Consider the following 22,847-nt stretch of genomic DNA (forward strand, 5'->3'; position numbering starts at 1 on the left):
ACCTCGCCAACATCTAGCATCCATCGTTTACGGCGTGGACTACCAGGGTATCTAATCCTGTTTGCTCCCCACGCTTTCGTGCCTCAGCGTCAGTTACTGCCCAGAAAGCTGCCTTCGCTTTCGGTGTTCCATCCGATCTCTACGCATTTCACTGCTACACCGGACATTCCGCTTTCCCCTACAGTACTCTAGTCTTCCAGTTTCCGCACCAATTTCAGCGTTAAGCACTGAACTTACAATGCAGACTTAAAAAACCGCCTACGCACCCTTTACGCCCAATAATTCCGGACAACGCTCGCTCCACCCGTATTACCGCGGCTGCTGGCACGGATTTAGCCGGAGCTTATTCTATGGCTACCGTCAGGATATGAGCATTTCCTCTCACATCGGTTCTTCACCATCTAAAGGACTTTACGATCCGAAGACCTTCATCATCCACGCGGCGTTGCTGCGTCAGACTTACGTCCATTGCGCAATATTCCCCACTGCTGCCTCCCGTAGGAGTCTGGGCCGTGTCTCAGTCCCAGTGTGGCCGATCACCCTCTCAGGCCGGCTAATGATCTTCGCCTTGGTGGGCCCTTACCCCGCCAACTAGCTAATCATGCGCGGACTCATCTATAAGCAATGGCCGAAACCATCTTTCCACCGTAGTGCGTATCCGGTATTAGCAGTCGTTTCCAACTGTTGTCCCAGGCTTAAAGGTAGATTATCCACGTGTTACTCACCCGTGCGCCAGTGTCACCGAAATGACCCTTGACTTGCATGTGTTAGGCACGCCGCCAGCGTTCGTCCTGAGCCAGGATCAAACTCTCCGTATGAAAGTTTGTATAGCTCAAATTACTTTTTTACCTATTCTTTGCTGTCTTCTATTCAGTTGGTAATGAACTCCGCTGCGCCCCGACTCAATCGCCGTCCCGCGCAACGAGGAGGGAATATACACACCACCTCGTTTTACGTCAAGCCTTTATTTAAAATATTTTCTAATCCTGCGAACCCTTTACACCAGAAGGAGTTACTGGAGCGTCACTCGAAGGAACGACGGTTTCAACAAGCGAAGGAATATTGGCACCATCCACCAGACTCTTCCCTACGGAGCGAGACTCAACCACTGTCAAGACCAACCCTGTCGCCATAAACAATGCTGCTGTCCACGCAGTGAGCTTCATAAAAAAGTTCGCTCCACCAGTTCCAAGCACAGACTCTGAACTCCCCGTCAGACCCATATCTGCGCCTTTACCCTTTTGCATCAACACAACAACAATAATAACGACTGAAGCGATCACGTGCAAAACAATCAATAACGTACTCATAAATTAACCCTTCTCTACATAATTACAAATAGCATAAAAACTAGATGGATCAAGGCTCGCACCACCAACAAGAGCCCCGTCAATATCGGGCATCGCCATAAGCTCTGCAATATTATCCGCCTTGACTGAACCACCGTACAGAATCCGCACCAACTCCGCTTCGCCTAACGCAGCAAGAACAGTACGGATTGAAGCATGCATCTGTTGCGCATCTGCCGCACTGGCAGTTTTACCAGTACCTATAGCCCATACTGGCTCATAGGCGACAACAACACTTGTGATCGCAACACCAGTAAGCCCAGCCCGCACTTGCTCTGCCACAACTGACTCAGCCTGACCCGCCTCGCGCTGCTCCAATGTCTCACCAACACATACTATCGGCGTGATGCCAACTTCCAATAATGCCCGCACTTTTTCATTGAGGAATGTGTCGACTTCGCCAAAGTAAGCGCGACGCTCCGAGTGCCCAACAAGACAATACTTTACGCCAGCATCAACCAGCATTAGCGGTGACACTTCACCAGTAAACGCGCCGTTTTCTTTCGGATAGACATTCTGCGCCCCCACACAAAGTGGAGTCCCAGCAGCCAACCCGACAGCACGCGCTATCGAAAGGAAAGGCGGGCACAACAGGACATCTCTACCAGACGGCACATCTGACAACTTCGGTAAAAACTCAGCAAGAAACACTGATGTGTCGGGATTTGTCTTGAACATTTTCCAGTTCCCCGCGATGAGAGGCCTACGCATACACAGCACCTGCCTTATTAATGGAAAGTTTAAGTAATTCTTGAGCCAGCGCAAAATAGCATCTTGCGAGCGGAGAGAGTAAATCATGCAGTACCGCTGGACGACTCAACGCTCTCCAAGAAGCATCTACAGGAATAACTGTTTGCAGCGCCATGGCACCGGAAACTGGCATCGGAATTTCACTACCGACACCAAGCACACCATACTCTATGCTAGCTCGGGAATCGAGCATGCCACAGAGCGATTCAATTGCCCGCATATCTTCCTGGATATACGGAGATGTTGCCACCGGAAACAAAACATGACTCCAATATTTCGCCATGATCGGAGGAAATCGTCGAATATCTGTATCAAGTACAATAATGTCATAATACTCAAGTTTTCCCAGCGTCCAAGGATACTCCTCCCAAAAGAGCCCGTAACCAAACCCCTCTGTCCCAAACGGAAGTACATCCATAAATGGAAGAGGCGTTGACTGAATATGGGACTCGCAATGTTCACCACGCTCACGGATCGTATCCGTAATACCAAGCGCATTGCGCGGGATCCCTGCAAGCACGCCAGCATCACCACCAGCAACATCAATGAGCAACGTCCGCTTTTCACGCACAGCAAAACTTGCTGCCAGATTCACTGCAACTGTTGTAGTAAAGTTTCCGCGCCGCGGATGAGTTACCGCGCAAATCATACGTTAGCTTTCTGCATGAGGGGTAATTTCCACCAAAACTGTTTTTTCATTCCCACTAAGGTGCCGAAACATCTCGACGCGAAAAGACGAGCCGTCCACAAGATGTGCCAACTCGTCCAATTGCCCCTCAGTTTTCCAAAGGAGGAGTTTACCGCCTTGCCGTAAAAATGGCAAGCCTATCTTCACGAGCTCATCTGTCGCAGCAACCGCGCGAAAGGTCACCACATCAAAAGTACCGAAAAGATCTCCTAAATCTTCCGCCCGTCGGTCATAACAAGTAACATTCTCCAGCTTTAACACACGCCGTAAGTGGTTTAAGAAAGCAATTTTTTTTGACACGGAATCGACAGCTACCAACTCAAGATCAGGACGGACGATCTTCAGCGGAAACCCTGGAAAGCCCCCACCACAACCAATATCAATCAAACGAGCCGCATACGGCAAGCGGGCATGCGCCAATGCGATGGAATCAAAAAAGTGACGTTCAAAAACTTCCTCCCGCTCTGTAAGTGTTGTCATCTGTTTTGCACGATTCCACTTCAAAAGCTCGGCATAATACGTCTCAAAGCTCGCTACTCGCTCTTCCCACCCATTTTCGGCCAGCAACTGATGCAAACGACTCATAGTTTTTCTGCCGCTTGGCGTTTTTGAATTTCAAAATGAACCATCAACGCCGAAATTGCTGCCGGCGTCATACCTGGAATACGGAGTGCCTGCCCAAGCGTATGCGGTTGAATTTGGCTGAGTTTGGCTACCACTTCGCGCGATAACCCAGCAACTTCGCTGAAAACAATATTCTCAGGAATTTTCACTTTATCCAGATGACGCTGCCGTTCGATGAAACGCTCTTCACGTTGCACATATCCCTCATAGGTCAGATGAATATCAACTTGTTCCATGACATCCGGAGACAACGATGTGTCGCCAACCCCCATCGTCACAAGATCAGCATACTCCACTTCATGCCGCTTTAAGAGCACCGCAGCACGTACCGCTTCACTCAACAAAGCAACTCCTTTGCTTTCTAAGATCGGATTCGCCGCAACCGGCGCAACACTCACCGTGCGTAACCGCTCACGTTCACACTCTACTTGCTCCCACTTGATCTGAAAAATCGCATAACGATCGTCTTTTACCAAACCTACCTGACGTCCAAGTTCAGTTAAGCGCCAATCGGCATTATCTTCACGCAAGATTAAGCGGTATTCGGCACGTGACGTGAACATGCGGTACGGCTCATTCGTCCCTTTTGTTACCAAATCGTCAACCATCACTCCAATGTACCCTTGGTCACGCCCGATAATCACCATCTCACGATCTTGCGCCGCAAGTGCAGCATTGATCCCTGCCAACAAACCCTGTGCGGCCGCCTCTTCATACCCACTGGTGCCGTTGATCTGTCCAGCGTGGAAAAGCCCACGCACCATTTTCGTTTCAAGCGTTGCATACAGCTGTGTCGGCGGGAAGTAATCGTATTCGATAGCATATGCTGGGCGCATCAATTCGACACGCTCCAATCCCGGAATCGTGCGGTAAAATTCAATCTGAACATCTACCGGTAACGAGGTACTCATACCATTAATATAGTACTCGTTTGTTTCGTACCCTTCTGGCTCCAGAAAAGTTTGGTGACGGTCTTTATCGGGAAACTTTACCACTTTATCTTCTATAGAGGGACAATAGCGCGGACCAGTGCCGCTAATTTTCCCACTATATAATGCACTGCGCTGAATGTTTTCCGCAATTACAGCATGGGTTCGTTCATTCGTCCACGTAATCCAACAAGGCAGTTGCGCCCGCTGAATAGACTTTGTCAGAAAAGAAAACGGTTTTGGAACTTCATCGCCGTATTGCGGTTCCATCTTGGAAAAATCAAGCGAATGCTTATTGACTCGCGCAGGTGTACCAGTTTTCAATCGTCCTATCTCAAATCCATGCGCCACGAGTGATTCAGATAAACCTGTAGCTGCAGGCTCACCTAAACGCCCAGCAGAAAAGGAGTCAAAGCCAATATGAACGGTTCCATTTAAAAATGTTCCGGTAGTCAGCACCACGCATTTCGCATGATACCGCGTCCCTACCTGCCCAAGCACACCGCCAATGATTCCATTCTCGACGAAAATCCCCGTAATCATATCCTGGCATACAAAAAGATTAGGCTGGTTTTCTAATACATATTTCATCCGATTACGATAGAGTATTTTATCTGCTTGGGCACGCGACGATCGAACTGCTGGTCCTTTACGTGTATTCAACACGCGATACTGCAATCCAGTCGCATCTATATTCAGCGCCATTTCGCCGCCCAAAGCGTCGATTTCTTTGACTAAATGCCCTTTGGCAATTCCTCCAATAGCTGGGTTGCAACTCATCTGAGCAATAGCGTCAAGCGAAATGGTAAACAAAACCGTCCGGCACCCCATACGCGCCGAAGCCAACGCCGCCTCGCATCCCGCATGACCAGCACCAACGATAATCACATCAAATTTTTCTTGATAGTCAAACATAAACACTCACTTAGATTTTTCGGTAGTATTGAGAAAAACTGTATGTATCAGTTTCGTTCAATCGTTGATAGTTCCGATTATTGACAAAGCACAACGCACCCCATCGACTGCCGCACTCACAATCCCGCCGGCATATCCCGCCCCTTCACCACAGGGGAAAATCCGCTGGCCTTGATCACCAAGGCTTGCGCCAGTTAGCGGATCACGCGGCATCCGCACAGGGCTGGACGTTCGTGTTTCCGGAGCAATCATCACCCCATGCTCGGTAAAGCCAGGCATCGCGCGGTCAAATTGCAATATGCCAGCACTCAATGGTTCAATGAGTGGCGCTGGGAGAATATCACGAATATCGATAGATTCCGTTACCGCCAACGATGCTCTCACGTGCTGACTCCCGACACGCTTTGCCAGAAAATCAACCACCTTCATAGCTGGTGGCGTATAATCGCCGCTGGCGCGGAAAGCCTTCTCTTCAATAGCACGCTGATAGGCAATACCTGACAACGGATGCGTTGCCCCATATTCCTCCACCGGAACGGTCACGACCAGCGCGCTATTAGAGAAATAATTATTACGCTTTGAATAGCTCATGCCGTTCACCACGGTATGCCCAAGCTCCGAGCTCGCATTGACGACTTCCCCTCCCGGACACATGCAAAAAGAGTAGACACCGCGTTCGCCAAATGTTCCCTTCAAACTATATTCCGCTGCCGGCATTGTTGCCGCACAATGTCCATACTGATTGCTATCAATAAAATCTCGCGGATGCTCGATACGCACTCCGACAGCTAATGGTTTTGCTTCCATATATATGTGGCGGTGAAGCATAGCAAAGGTGTCGCGCGCACTATTCCCCAAAGCCAAAACTACATGCGAAAAAGTATCACGGAACGAACTGGTCAGAACATCCACTCCACGCGTGTTGGCCGAAAAGTCATCCAGCCGAGTACTAAAGTGTATCTTTACACCACGCGCCCGCAACCGCTCGCGCAGCGTGGCAATGACGGTGCGCAAGACATCAGTACCAACATGCGGCTTCGCATCCCAGCGGATATTTTCTGCGGCACCACATTCGACGAGAAGGCCAAGCACATACGGCAGATGTTCACTTTTGATACGCGTCGTCAGTTTTCCATCACTGAAAGTTCCTGCCCCTCCTTCACCAAACTGAACGTTGGATTCAGGATTCAGCGTACCGTTTTTCCAGAAATCGTGGACAGTTACCGCGCGCTTTTCGACCGACTCGCCACGATCAATCACGGTAACTTCCGCACCACTTTGCGAGAGGATGTCAGCACAAAGCAAACCTGCAGGGCCTGCTCCGACCACCAAAATGCGGTGGCGACAACGGGGCGACTGGCGCAAAAGCACACCCGTTGCGGTGTGCTCTAATGAGAACGGCGCCAACGTATCGCCGTGCAATGCATATTCGACCCGCAACACTTCACGAATGCCACGGTGCTTCTGACGGGCATCGACGCTGCGACGCACTAACCGCATGTCGCTAATAGACTCAGACGCCAAATGCAACTCGGCAGCGAGTGCCGCTCGCACATCAGCCCCATACGGAATAGTGAAATCGTAGAAATGACTCATGGAAGAACACCGCGTAGCGGCATAAAAATACGCGGCGTATCCGGAGGAAACATCTGCAACAACTCTACAAGTTCATGCCGGGGCAATGGCGCCCCACCGCGAAAGTCAACAGTTTGCACTTTCGCAACTACACGCGCTTTCCCAAGCTGCTCAATCAACCGCGCCACAATAGCCTGGCTCGTCGCCATCCCTTCCGTAACGGAAAGGGAAAGCTCCTGCGATATCTGCCGATGATAGCTCATCACAGTAAACTGCTCAACGGGAAGCGCTGCAAAGAGTGCCACGTCCTGCCCCAACCACATCAAAGCCGAATCGTTTAGCAGACCCGCTTCATAGTACAAATTCATTGAAAGTGCGACATCCGGATTCACGGCACGAGTCGCTGTACTAATCTCACGAACTGTTTGAGCAATTACTTCGGCACGAGCATGCGCCAACCGGATATATTCCTCGGTGTAACCTGAGGCACCACGGACAAAAACCGTTTCCGGACGCTCATCATGCGTGCGATAGACCAGATCGTCTTGAATCAAAATACCATCCACACCCGTACGAGCAAGGTCAGCGAATAATGATGCGACATAGTGGCGGCTTGCCGGAGTAAAAAGCGATAAGCGCCCACTGACCGGATCTTTCAGTGGTGAGTTCGTCGCCAACCAATCGGTTCGGCGTCCGCCAAGCCATCCATAAATCGTTAACCCATGAGCCCTTGCTGCGGGTACCGCGCTGAGAAAATGATCTTCCAGGGTCGGCGCCAGTGCCGTCGTGAAATAGACCCCTGAAGTTGGAAGTACTTCACGCGCCTCTGATCTCACATGAAAAGTCAGGTAACGATCGCCTTGATTATGAAAGGCGCGTAAAATGACCCCATGGTATCCTTGCGCTTTCAACGTGGCAAATAACACATCCCAGCTACCAAAACGCGACAAATCCATCCAAGATATTTGTGCAACATTTCCATAAAGTGGCCGAGCAGATGGGGTGGACAACACTCCAAACACGACAATAAGAACCAAAAGATATATTTTTTTCACTGTCTCTTTCCAAAGTTTTCGTTATACTGCGCCGGTCTATAGAAAAAAAGGAACGACCGAATGAAACAACCATCTCTCTTCACAGGGAAAATTTTCTGTATCCTTCTTGGCATAACGTTTTCGGTTGGCTGCACGGGTGAACTGACCCGTAATGGACTGTTTAGTGAGCCATCCATGCCATCGACACTGCAGGCTCAGCATGACGAAACATACGACGACCCGAATTATTATTATATACTCTATACAATGGATCGTTTGCAAGGCGACGATGCAAGCGCACTGGCACATCTTGAACGGAGCATCTACCTGACTCCAGACCCTTCCGCTACGCTCTACCGCGAGCTTTCATTGCTATATGCTCGCGAAAATCAGCTCGAAAAAGCTATTTATACCCTCGAACAAGCCACCCAAATGGAACCAGATAACACAGAAATCATTGAACTTCTGAGCCTGTATTACTCGCAAAAAGGCGATTGGCTTCGTGCACGTAACTTATTAAAGCGCTCGATAGTTCAAGGAGAATCACAAGGGCAATTATTGCTTTTCTATGCTCAACTTCATGAAAAGCTGGGTGATTTTCCAGAGATGGTGAAAGCGTTGCATATGCTCCGCGAAGTCGAAACCGACAACTATTACGCCTATCGCCTTCTGGGAAGCGCCTACCACAGCATGGGCAAACTCAATGAAGCACAAAAAGCGCTTGCCACAGCCATCGACTTACTCGGCGGCACACCTATCGAGCTCCATTACGAACGTGGTGTTATTCTGTGGGAAATGGATCGCAAAGACGATGCGCGTGCACAATTTAAGCTAGCTATTGATATGCTTCTCGCGCAAAGTGCAACAGACGATTGGCCACGCGGCAGCGAACAATTCCTCGGCAAGCTCCTTGGTTTCCTCTTTAATGAGCATGATTTCCAAACAACGCTTTCGTTTTCACGCATGATTGCCGAAAAAAATACCGCGTGGGATTGGGCGCGCGAAACGTGCTTCCTTTCGGCATACGGCCTTGCCGATCATTCATTGGCACGTACCTGCTTTACTCAAACTCCCGGCGAACCGTCAATTCAGCGCGAATCAGCCTACCTAAACGTATTATCATGGGTCGAAGGTGAAAACACCTTTCAGTCTACCATCCACGAGCAGCTGGTTGACGAATCGTCTCACGAAGTAATGCGCGGTGCCATCACAGGCCTTTTGCTGCTTGATTCCCATCTCAAACGCGTTGCGAATGTAACTCGCCTGAGTGTCCTCTTCGATGAACTTCTCCCGCAGCCAGCAGATCGATTATTGCTTCGTGCGCAGCTTGCGGAAAACATGCAAGACTTGAGCTTGCAAGAGAAACTCCTCAAAGAAGCAGTGCAACTTGATTCTTCAGAATCAGTGCTTCTCACACTATCCGACTACTACTATCGTCAGAAAAAATATGCCGATATCGCTTCACTGTTACGCCCACGAGTTCTTACGAACGACATATCTGCACGTGTGTTGAACTATTACGGATATATCCTTGTCGAACAATCGCTGGACATCCCAGAAGGGGGGAAATACATTCGGCAGGCTATTGCACAAGACACACAAAATCCATATTACCTTGACAGCCTTGCGTGGTTTTACTTTCAGCAGCATGATTATATAAACGCAGAAATCTACATTACGAAGGCCACAGAGCTTCTCCAGCCTCCTTTCACTCAAGACGACTCTATTATTTTTGAACATGCCGGTGATATTTTGCTCGCGCTAGGCAATGAGCACGCAGCGCTCCACTATTATGCGCAAGCATTTCAAATTGATCGGACGTCAAAACCCATCCAACAAAAGCTCAACCAACTCTACCGGAAGCTAGATGCACTCCGTTAATTACCTCCTGATATGTATGATCATTTTCATTTTAAGCGGATGCGCAGCCAAAATTCCGGCGACTCCACCCCATGATGCGCATAGTGAGTGTGAAAACGTGCAGGGGCGCGGTAAAATCAGGTGGAGCGAAGGGAGCACATTCGACATGACATTTGCTGCGAACAGCGCACACGATGTTCTGTTTCACATTCATGACTTGTTCGGGCGTAGAGTCATTTCGTTTGCCTTCGTAAACTCGTATGCCCTCTTACTCGATCATCGCGAAAGTACCTTTACGTGGATTTCCAAAGATGATCTCTGCTTTGACGAACGGTTCTGTTTTATTGACACCCAACTGAGCCTGTTTCTTACCGGAAAATTCATCGCAAACAACGTCCAAAATCCTCATTGTGTACAACAAGACACGACTCAATACCGATGCGAATCAGAAAATCACTGGGTGCGACTCACGATCCGTGAACGCGCCTGTTTCCCTGAATCAATCACTCCACTTGAAATCCCAGGAGGTTATCGTGAGCGCCCCTTACACCGCGCGCAGCTACGCTAAAGTTAATATCAACCTCCGTATAACCGGACGCAGAAGTGATGGGTACCACTTGCTTCATTCGCTGATGGTGCCAATATCGCTCCACGACACCCTGCGTTTTCGTCCTTCCACCGATGGCTTTACATATCGAGGGCCGGCGCAACTCAATGGCACACACAATCTTATCTACCGTGCATGGGAAATCCTTGCTCGACGCTATGGGATTGGCGGAGTTGAAGTTGATCACGATAAAGTTATCCCTCTGGGCGCCGGTCTAGGAGGAGGGAGCTCAAATGCGGCAACCACACTCACCGCGCTCGCAAACATGCACGGGCTTAACATCCCAATACCAGAGCTGCACGCCATCGCCCTCACTCTAGGCGCTGATGTTCCCTTTTTCATCGAAACCGTGCCGGCGTTCGCAGAAGGGATTGGGGAAATCCTTTCTCCAGTTAAACTTCCTCCATTCGGGCTGGTTTTGATAAATCCAAGAGTCGAAATACCAACCCAATTTGTGTATAGTAAGCTTGGCATTCCGCTCAATAGCACCTGCAGTACTGAGAAAAAGATCAAAGACATTTTAGACTATGAGACAATAGTGACGATGTGCCACAACGATTTAGAGCAAGCCGCGCAAGAACTTTTGCCGAATCTTCACACGTTAAAGCAACATTTAATCCATGCTCAAGCCGACGCATCTGCTATGAGCGGCAGCGGGGCGACCATATTCGGCATCTTTAAATCAGACGCGAATGCGAGCCATGCGGCAATACATCTTCAAAAGCTGTTGCCGGGCATGTTTGTTCAAGCGGTAAAGGTGCTGCCTTCTTTACCCAACACATGATAGTTCAACCTCTGAGATAAGAACAAAAACGAATACCTATTTTAAAACTACGGAGATCCTATGACAAAAGAACCTCAGCACAACAATCTACCCGATCCAGATAAAGTCAAATCAATGTTCCAAAGTATCGCCCCGCGATATGACTTCCTGAACCGTCTCCTAAGTGGCCGTAGAGATGTTGCTTGGCGACGAAAAGCCGTTGCCCAGTTGACATGGGGTGAGCGGGGGCGAATTCTTGATATCGCCACTGGGACAGCTGATGTCGCCCTTGAAATAGCGCGCCAAACAGCTGAGACAGTAAAAATCACTGGCGTCGACTTCAGCCCCAACATGCTAGAAATTGGCCAACAAAAAGTACGCGAATCACGCTTTTCGCACCGTATTGAGCTTAAAGTCGCTGACGCTCAAGCGCTCCCTTTTGATGACGGCACTTTTGATTCCACCATCATCGCCTTTGGCATCAGAAATATCCCTGATCGCGACCTTGCCTTGCGCGAAATGATCCGTGTCGTCAAGCCAGGCGGAAAAGTCGTTGTCTTAGAGTTCACCACACCTCAGGCAAAAATCCTTAAAAACCTCTACCATTTTTACTTTCTTAAAGTGCTGCCAATCCTAGGTGGAGTTATTTCCGGCAAAAAAGATGCTTATGAATACTTGCCTGACTCGGTCCTAAAATTCCCAACCCAAGAAGAGTTTAAAGGGATTATGAGCACTTCAGGGCTCACTAATGTTACCTACCGCAATCTTACGTTTGGCATTGCCTGCATTCACACCGGCGTGGCTCCAGAAAAGAAGTAGAACCCTCTCTACTTCTTTTCCACACGCGCACGTACAGCCGCCAGTACCGCTTCAGCATGTCCTTTCACCCGTACCTTACTCCAGCGCTCAACTACTGTACCGTTGGGCGCAATCAAAAATGTACTTCGAACAAGACCCATGTATTCTTTACCGTAGTTCTTTTTGAGTTGCCATACACCAAACATCTTTGCCACTAAAGCATCGTGATCACTGAGCAAAGAAACACGTAACTCTTTACTCTCGCTAAATTTTTTATGTGACTCTACCGAATCCGGACTTATCCCATACACCTGCACGCCAAGCGTAGTGAACTCTGGCAACAAAGCACTAAAATCACCCGCTTCAGTCGTACACCCCGGCGTATTATCTTTCGGGTAAAAATATAAGACAGTATACTGGCTAGCCAAATATGTTGAGGGAATGACCTCTCCATTCTGATCTGGCAATTCAAAGCTTGGAATTGTATCACTGATTTGGAGCGCATCATTCATACCCAATCACCTCTTCTCTTGATATTTTCAATAAAAAAAACGCCACCAGAATGATCTGATGACGCTTCAATGTCCAACTAAATGCTACTTAGGAATACTAAAGGTGTGTCCCTTAATTCTATCCCAGTCCCAATTTGAAACGTGGGGAGCGGGAATTCCAGCAGGATTGTGGCAACCCATACATGCTGGAGCTCCACCAAGTGCTTCACGACTTCCGCCGTTCAGACTTGCAGAACTATCCTTAGCGGTAGCTAACGCCGCCTTATCATGACACATAACGCAGCTTTTCAAACCCATGTGCATTGGGTTTGTCATTTTATCCAACCCTTGTAGTTGCTTTGCATGTGCTACATTTTTATCTGCACCAGTAAGCTCATTCTTATGACACGTGCTACAGTCATAGGCAAAAGAATTTGCCGCAAAAAGAACCGCAACAAAAAAGAAACTTGTTAATAGACGAATCATTCATTTCTCCTTTCAACATCAACCAGTCAGAGAAAACAAAATCCCCTTTGAGTCTAAACCCAAAGGGGAAAGAAAACTATTACTTCGATGAAAATTTGTGCAATTTAACCCGAGCAGAATCCCACTTGTCAGCAGCAGGAGCGACGGCACCATTATGGCAACCAGCACAAGCAGGCGCTGCACCAAGTGCCGCTACAGAGCCACCTTTCAGACTTGCTCCGCCTTCTTTAGCCGTAGCCATAGCTGCGCGATCATGGCAAGTAGCACAATCTTTCATGCTCATGTGCATTGGGTTGGCAATTGCAGCGATGCCCTGAACCTGAACACTGTGAATAGCATCCTTAGGTGTAGCGCCACCCAAAGCAGGATTAGCTGCGTGACAGCTGCTGCAGTCAAGAGCAAATGCGTTTCCAGCAAACAAACCAACAACACAGAATGCCATGAGAACAAGAATCTTTTTCATACAAATACCTCTCAATATAGTAAAATTATCGAAAAACCAAAATTACTTCTTCGCGGTTAACTTCTGAGACCAAATGCTTTGCTTGTGGCCAAGATTACCATGACAGGCCGTGCAACTTTCAACATTTTGCATGTATTCCTGGTGCTTCGCCAAGAAAGTGGGGTCAGCTTTTTTCGAGTCAAAATGACATCCCATGCAATTTTTTGCCGTTACTTTTGGATTGTTCGAAAGCTTGTCGTGATGAGGGTCAACCTTACCACTCGCCGTTAATACAACCTTCTTCATCCCAACCATTTTGTCCATAATCAGCCCTTTAGTGTGACAGGTGATACACCCCACTTCAGGGTGTCCGCCAGCCTGCCAAGAGCTCTTTTCATAGTCGTGACATAAAACACAAAAACCACTTGTGGAAGTGTACTTGATGGCGCCAACGCTCCCACCAACACCGACGATTGCAACGATTACAATAATAACCGCCCACGCCTTCGCACTTAGATTCTTCATCGACTCTCCTTCTTTCACAGTGCACTTCGGCACCTACATATCTGTGAGCCAATTTGATAGCGCAAAAATGCACAGCATGTCAAGTTGGAACTTGCGAAAAACCCATTGATTCTGATTTCTCGTTGACAACTTTTTTTTCCCATTTATCATGAACGGGTCAGATTTTATTCCCAACCGAGATCACGAGGAGTTGCCATGAAAATACAGACCACCCGCTTTGGTGAAATTGAAATCAATGAAGAAGAAATAATTCAGCTCACGCAGCCACTGCTCGGCTTTCCCGATTATCACCGCTACATAATCAAAGACCATTCGGAAGATAGCCCATTCAAGTGGTTTCAAGCTATTGACGAAGGAGCACTCGCTTTTGTCATCCTAGATCCTCAGCTTTTTAAACCAGACTACCAAGTTTACCTCACTAATAATGATACGGAAGAGCTCGCACTCAACAATGCCGATGATGCCGCAGTATATTGTTTGGTCGTCATCCCCAATGATCCCAAAAAAATGACGGCCAACCTTCAAGCACCACTTGTCTTTAATCGCCCCAAAAAACTTGCCAAACAAGTCGTACTTAATAACCCGGATCTCCCTATTAAATACCCTGTATTCGGAGGGTAGGAGCATGCTGGTACTTTCTCGAAAAAAAAATGAAACTATCATGATCGGCGACGACATACTTATTACCGTTGTTGAGTGCATGAATGGCGTCACCAAACTTGGCATAGAAGCGCCCAAGAATGTTAAAGTTTACCGCAAAGAAGTCTATGACGCTATTCAAGCAGAAAACCGCGCAGCTGCTGCCACCCCGTCATCACTTGATATCCTTGGCAGTGTTCCACAATTTTCTACCGCCGGAATTACCAAAAAGAAAAAACCATCGTGATGACTCATTCTAGCGCCTCCCTCGCTGCACTTTTCCCTCAACTTAACCCATCCCAGAACGCCGCCGTTACCCATACAAATGGCCCCGCCTTGGTGCTTGCTGGTGCAGGCAGTGGGAAAACCCGCGTTTTGACTGCCCGCATCTGCCATTTGCTTGAGCAGGGCATCCGCCCGTGGAACATCCTCGCCGTAACGTTCACGAATAAAGCAGCCGCTGAAATGCGCGAACGGCTCTTAAAGCAAATTGGTGCCGATGCGCGCAACCTTTGGGTAGGTACATTCCATAGTATCGCGCTGCGAATTTTGCGTATTGAAGCGACCCACATCGGCTACCGCCCCGGTTTCGTCGTGTACGACCCCGGTGAAGCCCTCAAAGTTGTTCGCCGCGCACTGGAGCGCCTGAACATTGACAGCGAAATCCTCAACCCGAAAACCGCACTGCACACCATTAGCTCACTCAAAAACGAAGGGGTGAACCCCGCACAAGCCGCAGAGCGCGAAGAATTTCGCCACGGAAAAATGCAGTGCCTTGCCCAAACCTATGCCGAGTATGTTCGCTTAATGCGCTCTATTGACGCCATGGACTTCGACGACTTGCTGCTGAATCTCACCGATCTCTGGCGCAAGCACCCAGAAATCCTTGCACGGTATCACGAAAAATTCCGTTACCTGCTCGTTGATGAATATCAAGACACCAACGGCGTCCAGTTTGAACTCCTGCGCATGCTAGCGGCGAAAGAAGGGAACATATTCGTTGTCGGCGACGACGACCAATCAATCTACCGCTTCCGTGGCGCTACCATTGAAAACATTCTGAGCTTCGAATCGCACTATCCAGATGCCCAGGTTTTCAAACTCGAACAAAACTACCGTTCGACCACAAATATTCTCGAATGCGCCAACGCCATCATCGCGCACAACACGCACCGCCATCAAAAAACCCTTTATAGCGAGCTTGGCGAAGGGGAAAAAGTGCAGCTCCACGTTGCGCCTTCCGCTGAAAAAGAGGCCCAATTTGTCGCCCGCGAAGTTGGCAACCTGCGTGCCCTTGGATTTGCCTACGACGAAATCGCCATCCTCTACCGGACGAACGCCCAAAGCCGTTTATTCGAAAGCTATTTTGGCCAGGCTGGCATTCCCTACCGCGTCGTCGGATCATTTGAATTCTGGAAACGCAAAGAAGTGCTCGACACCCTTGCGTACCTTTCATTGATCCACAATCCAAGCGACCTGCAAGCCTTCGAGCGCGTTGTCAATACCCCCGCACGCGGCGTCGGCAAAGCGACACAGGAAACTATCGTCCAGTACGCCATCCAGAACACTGCACCAATCCTCGAAGCCGCCACCACCGTACTCCCTACACTCAAAGGGAAAAGCCGTACCGGACTCGAATCCTTCCTGCGTCTGATACATTCCTTCAACCAAGGCAAGGATTACTTGCTCAGCGATCTGGTGCGCGAAGTCATTGAACACTCTGGCATTATCGCGGAAATCATCCGCAAGGAAGATGAAAACACCGCCGCCACGAAACAAGAAAACCTCGAAGAACTCGCTAACGCCGCCTTATACTTTGAGCAAGCCCATGAAGACGGGGTAACGCTTGAACAATTCCTTTCCGACATTATGCTCGGCATGGAAAGCCGTGCTGACAAGACGGGTGTCAACCTGCTGACCATCCACGCCGCAAAAGGACTCGAATTTCCTGCCGTCTTTTTAACCGGCCTTGAAAACACACTTTTCCCCTCACCGATGAGCCTCGGTAACCGTTTCGCTATGGAAGAAGAACGCCGCCTGATGTACGTCGCCATCACCCGCTGCAAAGAAAAACTCTTCCTCACCCGCGCTCAGAGCCGCGCGATCTGGGGAAAAACCAGCTATTGCGGCGACAGCCCCTTTCTGCTCGACCTCCCGCCGAAACTCATCCACCGTCGGGTATAAACATCATGCCGCGCCATCCCAATATAGCCATCCGCGTCGACGCCTCATTGAATATAGGGACAGGTCATGTCATGCGGACGTTGACACTGGCAGACGCGCTACGCGAGCGTGGAGCTGATGTCGAATTTATCTGCCGCGAACACTCGGGAAATTTAATAGAAGTGGTCAAAAAGCACGGCTATCCATGCCATCAACTGCCGCTGCAAAGCTCTACGCCGAATGCCGAAAATGGAACCGCTCACGCCGCATGGCTAGGTGCAAGCTGGCAAGAAGACGCCGCTGCGACACAACAGGCACTCAGCCACAAAACATACGACTGGTTGATTGTCGACCACTACGCACTCGACTCTCAGTGGGAACGAGCGATGAGGCCGTATACCGATAAAATTCTGGTGATAGATGACCTTGCGGATCGCCACCATGATGCCGACCTCTTGCTGGATCAGACACTTGGTCGCACACCGGAAGCCTATCAAAAACTGGTTCCCCGTACGACACAATGCCTTACCGGAACCACATACGCCTTAGTCCGACCAGAGTTTTCTGCCATACGCGACAACGCGCGACTCCACCGCGCCCATCAGTTTCCACCCAAAAACCTGCTGATATTTTTCGGGGGAATCGACCAGCACAACCTCACTGGCACAGCGCTCCGCGCGCTTCTCATAGAAAATCCGTTTACTCATATCGATGTCGTACTCGGCGGCACCGCACAGCACGTGGCAGATGTTACCGCACTGTGTAAAACTCTTCACGCCACCCTTCACATTCAGTGCTCAAATATGCATGAACTGATGGGCAATGCAAATCTTGCACTTGGCGCTCCCGGTAGCACCTCATGGGAACGGTGCACCCTCGGTCTACCCACATTGCTTGTCATTAGTGCAGAAAACCAGCGATCAGTAGCACACGCCCTTGCGAACACAGGTGCTGCTTCCCTCATTGGCGAAGCAGACCAAATTACCCCGCCAATCATTCAGAGCGCCCTGCGTGTTTTTTTAAACAAAAACAGTGCTGAGTATCATCAAATAATAGAAAACTGTCGAAAAGTTTGCGATGGACTCGGCGTACACCGCATTACTAAATATTTACTTACAAGGGAGGGCGCTTGAGTAACTCCAAAATATCACTACGGCGTATTCACACCGCAGACTGCGACTTTCTTTACAGCTTACAGGTAATGCCCGGAGCAAGGCTTTATTCTATTAACCCTAGTATTCCTACATTTGAAGAGCACCAAGAGTGGTTTCAACAATCACTGCATTCGCACAATCGGCAAACATATATCATAGTCGTAGATGATTGTAGCGCCGGGACAATACGGCTTGAGCATAGAAATGACTCGCTTTACGAGATTTCTATCGTAGTACACACCGATTTTGCAGGACGCGGTGTCGCCAAACAGGCCATCCAACTCCTCCTTCATCAACAAGAGCCATATCGCAGGACTATTCTTGCCCGAGTTCATCACATGAACACAAATTCTATCCGATTGTTTCAATCATGCGGCTTCCTGCCATCTCCTACAGACGACCCAACATTCCATCATTTCCTATGGAGTAATGAGACAGAGCAAGAGGTACCTCATGTTGAGTAACATCGACGGAAAAACCATCGGGCACGGCCACCCTCCGTACATTATTGCAGAACTTTCCGGCAACCATAACGGCAGCCTGCAGCGAGCACTCGACACCATTACAGCCGCTGCCAAGTGCGGTGCAGATGCCATCAAACTACAAACCTATACCGCCGACACCATGACCATTCCCTGCCAGCATGACGACTTTCTCATACACGGCGGCCTTTGGGACGGCTATAATCTTTACGACCTCTACCAATGGGCACATACCCCGTATGAATGGCACGAAACCCTGTTTCGCCATGCACGTCAGGCCGGCATCACCTGCTTTTCCACCCCGTTTGACGAATCAGCCGTTGACCTACTTGAATCACTCGGCGCACCAGCATATAAAATAGCCTCTTTCGAAGTAACCGACCTTCCCCTGATCCGTTACGTCGCCAGAACCCGAAAACCGATGATTCTCTCTACTGGCATGGCCAACCCTGATGAAATACACGAAGCCGTGGCCACAGCGCGTGACGCTGGCTGCCAAGAACTCATCCTCCTCCACTGCGTCAGCGCCTACCCCGCGCCACTTGCAGAAGCTAACCTGATGACCATCCCCGATATGGCACAACGCTTCGGCACACTCACCGGACTTTCTGACCACACCGAAGGGATCAGCGCTGCGACAGCGGCCATTGCCCTTGGCGCATGTGCCATCGAGAAACATTTCACCCTCAGCCGCGCCGACAAAGGACCTGATTCTGAATTTTCGCTGGAACCCGCAGAATTGACCACCTTATGCCGCACCGCACGCGAAGTGTGGCAGGCTATTGGTGTCGCCGGATATAACCGACAACCTTCCGAAAGCGCCAACCTTAAATTCCGTCGCTCACTCTATTTTGTTCGTGAACTGGCAGTAGGCCAAAAAATTACCGAGGCAGATGTCAGACGCATCCGCCCAGGCTACGGACTGGCGCCAAAGCATTATGACGCTGTTATCGGAAAGACTGTCACACGCCACGTCACACCCGGCACAGCCGTAACGTGGGAATTGATTCAATAACAACAACTATCTTCACACTGAAGGGTCTCCCCCAAAGATGCACCCTTTTATTCTTTACTCTCTTCCATTTCACGCAGGGCATTGAGAATAAGGTGGTTAAACTCTCGCAGATCGGAATGTATCGTGTTCCAAACAATTTCCATATCAACCTGAAAATATCCATGAGCAACCGCGTTTCGCATCTGATAAGCAAATGCTAGCGGCAACTCATTATTTCTAAAAGCAAATTCAGGGTAATGCTTTTGAATATTATGGCTTGCTTCGCCGATAATTTCGATATTTCGAACTACAGCGTCTTGAGTGATCTCACTCTCCAAGAAATCATGTTCATTCATTCCTTCAGTATAGCGTCCAATGCGCTCTATTGCCTCTACGATATGCCGAAGGTAATCAATCAGAGTTGCTTGTCTCGGCTCATATTGGTTTTGCCTCGGCTAACACAGTAGCCCGAAATTTTTTTGGCAACGATTTCGGAGTTAAAACATCTACTGACACCCCAAGCAACTGGAGAAGTTCGTGCCTAATGGCACCAATATCAAAAAGTGTCGTTTCTGGTGTGGGGTCAACCAGTATATCAAGATCGCTTTATTCCGTATCTTCTCCGTGGATGACTGAGCCAAATACTCGCGGGTTGCGTACACGATGCGATTCTACGATACGCCGGATATCTGCTCGATATGAGACAATGCTTGAGAAGGTTTCATGTAAAAGGCTCCTTTTGTTTGAGCAGTTAAACGTCCTAAGCAAGCATTGAGGGGAAGCATACCTAATAGTTCGCCTTTTCGCAATATTAGCACGACGTAACCAAAGCAGCCTCGCGCTCGCCTTCCCCTAAAAACGATCTGCGGCTATGAACGCCGGTCGCCGGGATTGCGACGTGAATATCCGCCCCCAATGTGGCCAGTTTTCGCAACGTCGCACCAGCCGCCAAAGTTTCGTCATCGGGATGAGTAAAAAACAAGAACTTTTGGCACTGTTAATATCTATCACGGCACTCTCTACACACCTTGTAAAAGTATTCCCTACCAACCTACGGCATAACGTATTGTTCTACTTACGGGTTCCATCTGCACTTACCGCGTATTTATTAACAATTACAAAATTTGGAATTGAACCACCGCTTTGTTCTATCAGCGTGACTTCACGCTCATCCGGATATTCTGGGTCTTCAAATTCGTATGCGCAAACATTCGCACTGGCAAGCAAATCCTCATCTATTTGGGTTTCAACCGACCCTCGTTTTGCTGATCTGTTACCTCATCAACGCCGCGAAATAGCATATCGCATTTTCCTGATCCTTCCAGCCTAAAGGTAAAATTCAACGGGCACCAAAGGCGATCCGCTGGAATTAATTGTCAAATCAAATTTTAGAGATTAGATCGAATATTTCATCCAACAAATATAGATAAGCTAATGCTATGACAAAATAAACGGCAAATTGCTTATTTAGGAATGACTTAATCTTTAAAGCTTCCATACTTGAAAATTTTTCATTTGCACCGTTTATGCTTTTCATAAAAGGAATAATTATCTGGTAGAGCCCATAACCCATAGCAAGGATGAACAAAAATAAGCTGAATATAGTGAGAATAATGGCACTTGGAATGCTGCCTTGTTCAGCTAAAACAGGTGTAAGTTTGAATAAAGCACCAGCGGCTGTGACCTGCCCAAGATTAGAAAAAAGCTTATTTATTCCATCTTGGTCAAACAAAAATTGGTGCAAATTATCCCCATGTGACATATTGTGGTTTTGATAATCTAAAATTGACCAGTTTAGAGGCCTTGTGATTACTGAAAATTGACCATCCTAATTATCCCTTCGCTACTATGGTGCTTACCATAGCAATCGAAGGAGAGAGGATGCTTAGGATGGATCAATATGAACATATTCGCACGGCTCATCGGGTCTATGAGCAAAGCATAAGTGAGATATCTCGGATTACCGGCCATTCGCGCAACACTATACGTAAGGCGCTCAGTGAGCCGTATTCTGGTTATTCACTGCGCCATTATCAGCCGTTTCCTGTTTTGGGGCCATTCCAGAAGATCATTGACACTTGGCTTGCCGATGATCGTGATCGTCCTCGCAAACAGCGCCACACCGCCAGACGCATTTATGATCGACTGGTTTTTGAACACAACTTTTCCGGCAGCGAATCCAATGTCCGCAAATACGTGCGTGAAGCGAAAGAACGACTGGGCATCAGCACCATAAAAGCCTTTTTGCCTTTGGAGCCTGATCTTGGTCAAGAAGCTGAGGTAGACTGGGGAACAGCGGTGGTCGTTATTCAAGGCCAGACACTGAAGGTCAAGATTTTCTGCATGCGCTCCAAGGGGTCTGGCAAACCGTTTTTACGTTTGTACCCCTGTGAAAGACAACAGGCCTTTTTCGATGCACTCATGCGTGGGTTCTTTTTTTACGGCGGTGTCTTCCCACGACTGATCTTTGATAATCTGACCACCGCTGTGCGCAAGGTTTTGCAGGGCAAAGCCCGTTTGGAGCAAGAGTCCTTCACCCATTTTCGAGCCTACCATAACTTCGAGGCTCGATTCTGTAATCCCGGTGCCGGTCACGAAAAGGGTGGCGTTGAGGGGTTGGTCGGCTTCGCCCGCCGCAACTTCCTGGTGCCGATTCCCGAAGCACAGTCCCTCGAAGAGATCAATGAGCGTCTCCTCCAACAGTGTGTTGCCTACGGACGTCATACCATCAGCGGCAGAGATAAATCTGTAGAAGTGCTTTTTGCAGAGGAGCGCTCTTGCCTCTTAAAGCTTCCCGATGTGCCCTTTACCAACATCCAGATTTTGTCGGCCAAAGCCGATAAATATGCCACTGTTATTGTAGACAAGAACCGGTACTCGGTTCCCACGCGCTTTGCCGGGCGTGCTTTGCGGGTGATCTGCCATGTTGATCAGGTGGAGATCTTCTCTCAGGGACAACGTGTCGCTAACCACTGTCGCCTGTTCGCCAATAACCAGTGGCAACTGGATCCAGATCACTACCTAGAGATCCTCCTGCAACGTCCGCTTGCGTTTCACAGTGCCCGCCCTATCCGCGATTGGAAGAAGTGCTGGCCACTGACGATGCATCAACTGTTGGAGCGCTTCTGTCGGACGTACGGAGAAAACCGTGGCATCAAGGAGTTCATTAAGGTGCTGCTGCTGTTTCGCAACCACCCGACAGAGGATGTTCATCAGGCTATCGCGACAGCCGTTGAAGCTGGTATCAGTGCCAGCGGCGGCATTCAGCATCTATTGCACCGCAATCAGCCCGTACCGCAGATCTTTCCCCTTGAGCACTACGCCCGACTGCCAAAGGCTGACATCTCCATTTATGCTTGCCTCGGAGGTGGATTATGAGTCGAGTAGCTGACGCTTTGCTGGTGCAGCACAATCTCAAAGCTCTCAATCTCACCAATATGGCTCGCAACATCGAACAGCAGTTGCGTCAGGCCAGAGACGGCGGAATCGATTATGGCCAATTTCTGTTGGAACTAACGGAGTTGGAATTACGCATCCGCTCCGAAAACAACGAGAAACGACGAATTAAAGAGGCGAAAT

Annotated in this window: 25 protein-coding genes, 1 rRNA gene and 2 pseudogenes; 12 read left to right on the plus strand and 16 right to left on the minus strand. The window is 49.0% G+C overall.

Annotated elements, in window-relative coordinates; translation table 11 throughout:
- From P304_RS0110660 to P304_RS0110695, 8 genes are all read right to left on the minus strand, one after another.
- A 16S ribosomal RNA gene (locus tag P304_RS0110660) occupies positions 1 to 818 on the minus strand; the annotation flags it as partial.
- Positions 819 to 980: 162 nt separating this feature from the next.
- Positions 981 to 1,310: a preprotein translocase subunit SecG gene (secG, locus tag P304_RS0110665; RefSeq protein ID WP_027390520.1), complete on the minus strand. Its 330-nt coding sequence runs from the start codon at positions 1,308 to 1,310 to the stop codon at positions 981 to 983.
- A gap of 3 nt (positions 1,311 to 1,313) precedes the next feature.
- Positions 1,314 to 2,060, minus strand: coding sequence for a triose-phosphate isomerase (tpiA, locus tag P304_RS0110670; protein WP_027390521.1), 747 nt, complete (start codon positions 2,058 to 2,060; stop codon positions 1,314 to 1,316).
- The gene (locus tag P304_RS0110675) at positions 2,053 to 2,748 is read right to left on the minus strand and encodes a ParA family protein (RefSeq protein WP_027390522.1); all 696 of its coding nucleotides are present in this window, start codon (positions 2,746 to 2,748) and stop codon (positions 2,053 to 2,055) included. The genes tpiA and P304_RS0110675 overlap by 8 nt, the downstream gene beginning before the upstream one ends.
- A gap of 3 nt (positions 2,749 to 2,751) precedes the next feature.
- Positions 2,752 to 3,372, minus strand: a complete 621-nt coding sequence (gene rsmG / locus P304_RS15240; protein ID WP_051321616.1) for a 16S rRNA (guanine(527)-N(7))-methyltransferase RsmG — start codon at positions 3,370 to 3,372, stop codon at positions 2,752 to 2,754.
- Complete coding sequence (gene mnmG, locus P304_RS0110685; RefSeq protein WP_027390523.1) at positions 3,369 to 5,255, minus strand: tRNA uridine-5-carboxymethylaminomethyl(34) synthesis enzyme MnmG; 1,887 nt, start codon at positions 5,253 to 5,255, stop codon at positions 3,369 to 3,371. Before mnmG ends, rsmG begins: the two co-directional genes overlap by 4 nt.
- Before the next feature lie 57 nt (positions 5,256 to 5,312).
- Positions 5,313 to 6,851 (minus strand): NAD(P)/FAD-dependent oxidoreductase, encoded by a 1,539-nt coding sequence (locus P304_RS0110690; RefSeq protein ID WP_051321617.1) that lies wholly within the window; start codon positions 6,849 to 6,851, stop codon positions 5,313 to 5,315.
- Positions 6,848 to 7,786 carry a poly-beta-1,6-N-acetyl-D-glucosamine N-deacetylase PgaB gene (locus tag P304_RS0110695; RefSeq protein ID WP_160165057.1) on the minus strand — a complete coding sequence of 313 codons (939 nt, stop codon included), beginning with the start codon at positions 7,784 to 7,786 and terminating at the stop codon, positions 6,848 to 6,850. The genes P304_RS0110690 and P304_RS0110695 overlap by 4 nt, the downstream gene beginning before the upstream one ends.
- 159 nt (positions 7,787 to 7,945) lie before the next feature.
- On the opposite strand from P304_RS0110695, the gene P304_RS0110700 reads away from it, so the two are divergent.
- The 4 genes from P304_RS0110700 to ubiE are packed head-to-tail and all read left to right on the plus strand — an operon-like array spanning position 7,946 to position 11,913.
- Positions 7,946 to 9,745: a tetratricopeptide repeat protein gene (locus P304_RS0110700; RefSeq protein ID WP_027390526.1), complete on the plus strand. Its 1,800-nt coding sequence runs from the start codon at positions 7,946 to 7,948 to the stop codon at positions 9,743 to 9,745.
- Positions 9,746 to 9,761: 16 nt separating this feature from the next.
- Entirely contained in the window at positions 9,762 to 10,292 is a 531-nt protein-coding gene (locus tag P304_RS17090) for a hypothetical protein (protein WP_160165058.1), read from the plus strand.
- Positions 10,258 to 11,115, plus strand: a complete 858-nt coding sequence (locus P304_RS15245; RefSeq protein WP_051321618.1) for a 4-(cytidine 5'-diphospho)-2-C-methyl-D-erythritol kinase — start codon at positions 10,258 to 10,260, stop codon at positions 11,113 to 11,115. The genes P304_RS17090 and P304_RS15245 overlap by 35 nt, the downstream gene beginning before the upstream one ends.
- Positions 11,116 to 11,175: 60 nt before the next feature.
- On the plus strand, positions 11,176 to 11,913 hold the full coding sequence (ubiE, locus tag P304_RS0110715) for a bifunctional demethylmenaquinone methyltransferase/2-methoxy-6-polyprenyl-1,4-benzoquinol methylase UbiE (RefSeq protein ID WP_027390528.1): 738 nt from the start codon (positions 11,176 to 11,178) through the stop codon (positions 11,911 to 11,913).
- Between the two features lie 8 nt (positions 11,914 to 11,921).
- Here the strand turns inward: ubiE and P304_RS0110720 are convergent, their stop codons facing one another.
- The 4 genes from P304_RS0110720 to P304_RS0110735 form a co-directional block, all read right to left on the minus strand.
- Positions 11,922 to 12,404 (minus strand): peroxiredoxin, encoded by a 483-nt coding sequence (locus P304_RS0110720; RefSeq protein ID WP_027390529.1) that lies wholly within the window; start codon positions 12,402 to 12,404, stop codon positions 11,922 to 11,924.
- Positions 12,405 to 12,488: 84 nt separating this feature from the next.
- The gene (locus tag P304_RS0110725; RefSeq protein WP_027390530.1) at positions 12,489 to 12,869 is read right to left on the minus strand and encodes a multiheme c-type cytochrome; all 381 of its coding nucleotides are present in this window, start codon (positions 12,867 to 12,869) and stop codon (positions 12,489 to 12,491) included.
- Between the two features lie 79 nt (positions 12,870 to 12,948).
- Entirely contained in the window at positions 12,949 to 13,332 is a 384-nt protein-coding gene (locus P304_RS0110730; protein ID WP_027390531.1) for a multiheme c-type cytochrome, read from the minus strand.
- Positions 13,333 to 13,374: 42 nt separating this feature from the next.
- Positions 13,375 to 13,836, minus strand: a complete 462-nt coding sequence (locus P304_RS0110735; RefSeq protein WP_027390532.1) for a NapC/NirT family cytochrome c — start codon at positions 13,834 to 13,836, stop codon at positions 13,375 to 13,377.
- Between the two features lie 195 nt (positions 13,837 to 14,031).
- Here P304_RS0110735 and fliW point away from each other — a divergent pair, with 195 nt between their 5' ends.
- The 6 genes from fliW (at position 14,032) to pseI (ending at position 19,289) form a co-directional block, all read left to right on the plus strand.
- The gene (fliW, locus tag P304_RS0110740) at positions 14,032 to 14,457 is read left to right on the plus strand and encodes a flagellar assembly protein FliW (RefSeq protein ID WP_027390533.1); all 426 of its coding nucleotides are present in this window, start codon (positions 14,032 to 14,034) and stop codon (positions 14,455 to 14,457) included.
- A gap of 4 nt (positions 14,458 to 14,461) precedes the next feature.
- Positions 14,462 to 14,722 (plus strand): carbon storage regulator CsrA, encoded by a 261-nt coding sequence (gene csrA / locus P304_RS0110745; protein WP_027390534.1) that lies wholly within the window; start codon positions 14,462 to 14,464, stop codon positions 14,720 to 14,722.
- Complete coding sequence (locus P304_RS15250; RefSeq protein ID WP_051321619.1) at positions 14,722 to 16,659, plus strand: ATP-dependent helicase; 1,938 nt, start codon at positions 14,722 to 14,724, stop codon at positions 16,657 to 16,659. The genes csrA and P304_RS15250 overlap by 1 nt, the downstream gene beginning before the upstream one ends.
- 5 nt (positions 16,660 to 16,664) lie before the next feature.
- Positions 16,665 to 17,771, plus strand: coding sequence for a UDP-2,4-diacetamido-2,4,6-trideoxy-beta-L-altropyranose hydrolase (gene pseG, locus P304_RS15255; RefSeq protein WP_034765278.1), 1,107 nt, complete (start codon positions 16,665 to 16,667; stop codon positions 17,769 to 17,771).
- A 68-nt stretch (positions 17,772 to 17,839) separates the two neighbouring features.
- Entirely contained in the window at positions 17,840 to 18,256 is a 417-nt protein-coding gene (locus P304_RS17710; RefSeq protein WP_425479995.1) for a GNAT family N-acetyltransferase, read from the plus strand.
- Positions 18,246 to 19,289 (plus strand): pseudaminic acid synthase, encoded by a 1,044-nt coding sequence (gene pseI / locus P304_RS0110765; RefSeq protein ID WP_027390536.1) that lies wholly within the window; start codon positions 18,246 to 18,248, stop codon positions 19,287 to 19,289. The genes P304_RS17710 and pseI overlap by 11 nt, the downstream gene beginning before the upstream one ends.
- 47 nt (positions 19,290 to 19,336) lie before the next feature.
- On the opposite strand, the gene P304_RS15260 is transcribed toward pseI, so the two are convergent.
- From P304_RS15260 to P304_RS0110780, 4 genes and pseudogenes are all read right to left on the minus strand, one after another.
- Complete coding sequence (locus P304_RS15260) at positions 19,337 to 19,624, minus strand: HepT-like ribonuclease domain-containing protein (RefSeq protein ID WP_201766960.1); 288 nt, start codon at positions 19,622 to 19,624, stop codon at positions 19,337 to 19,339.
- Between the two features lie 79 nt (positions 19,625 to 19,703).
- Positions 19,704 to 19,993: pseudogene (locus tag P304_RS17650) on the minus strand (nucleotidyltransferase family protein).
- 86 nt (positions 19,994 to 20,079) lie between these two features.
- On the minus strand, positions 20,080 to 20,250 hold the full coding sequence (locus P304_RS17715) for a PIG-L family deacetylase (protein ID WP_084417683.1): 171 nt from the start codon (positions 20,248 to 20,250) through the stop codon (positions 20,080 to 20,082).
- Between the two features lie 399 nt (positions 20,251 to 20,649).
- Complete coding sequence (locus P304_RS0110780) at positions 20,650 to 21,030, minus strand: hypothetical protein (RefSeq protein WP_152514538.1); 381 nt, start codon at positions 21,028 to 21,030, stop codon at positions 20,650 to 20,652.
- 128 nt (positions 21,031 to 21,158) lie between these two features.
- Here P304_RS0110780 and istA point away from each other — a divergent pair, with 128 nt between their 5' ends.
- Both istA and P304_RS0110790 read left to right on the plus strand, forming a co-directional pair.
- Entirely contained in the window at positions 21,159 to 22,646 is a 1,488-nt protein-coding gene (istA, locus tag P304_RS0110785) for an IS21 family transposase (RefSeq protein WP_201766961.1), read from the plus strand.
- Positions 22,643 to 22,847, plus strand: a pseudogene (locus P304_RS0110790) (AAA family ATPase); the annotation flags it as partial. The gene istA and the pseudogene P304_RS0110790, both read left to right, overlap by 4 nt.

The organism is Chrysiogenes arsenatis DSM 11915 (assembly GCF_000469585.1).
Taxonomy (GTDB): domain Bacteria; phylum Chrysiogenota; class Chrysiogenetes; order Chrysiogenales; family Chrysiogenaceae; genus Chrysiogenes; species Chrysiogenes arsenatis.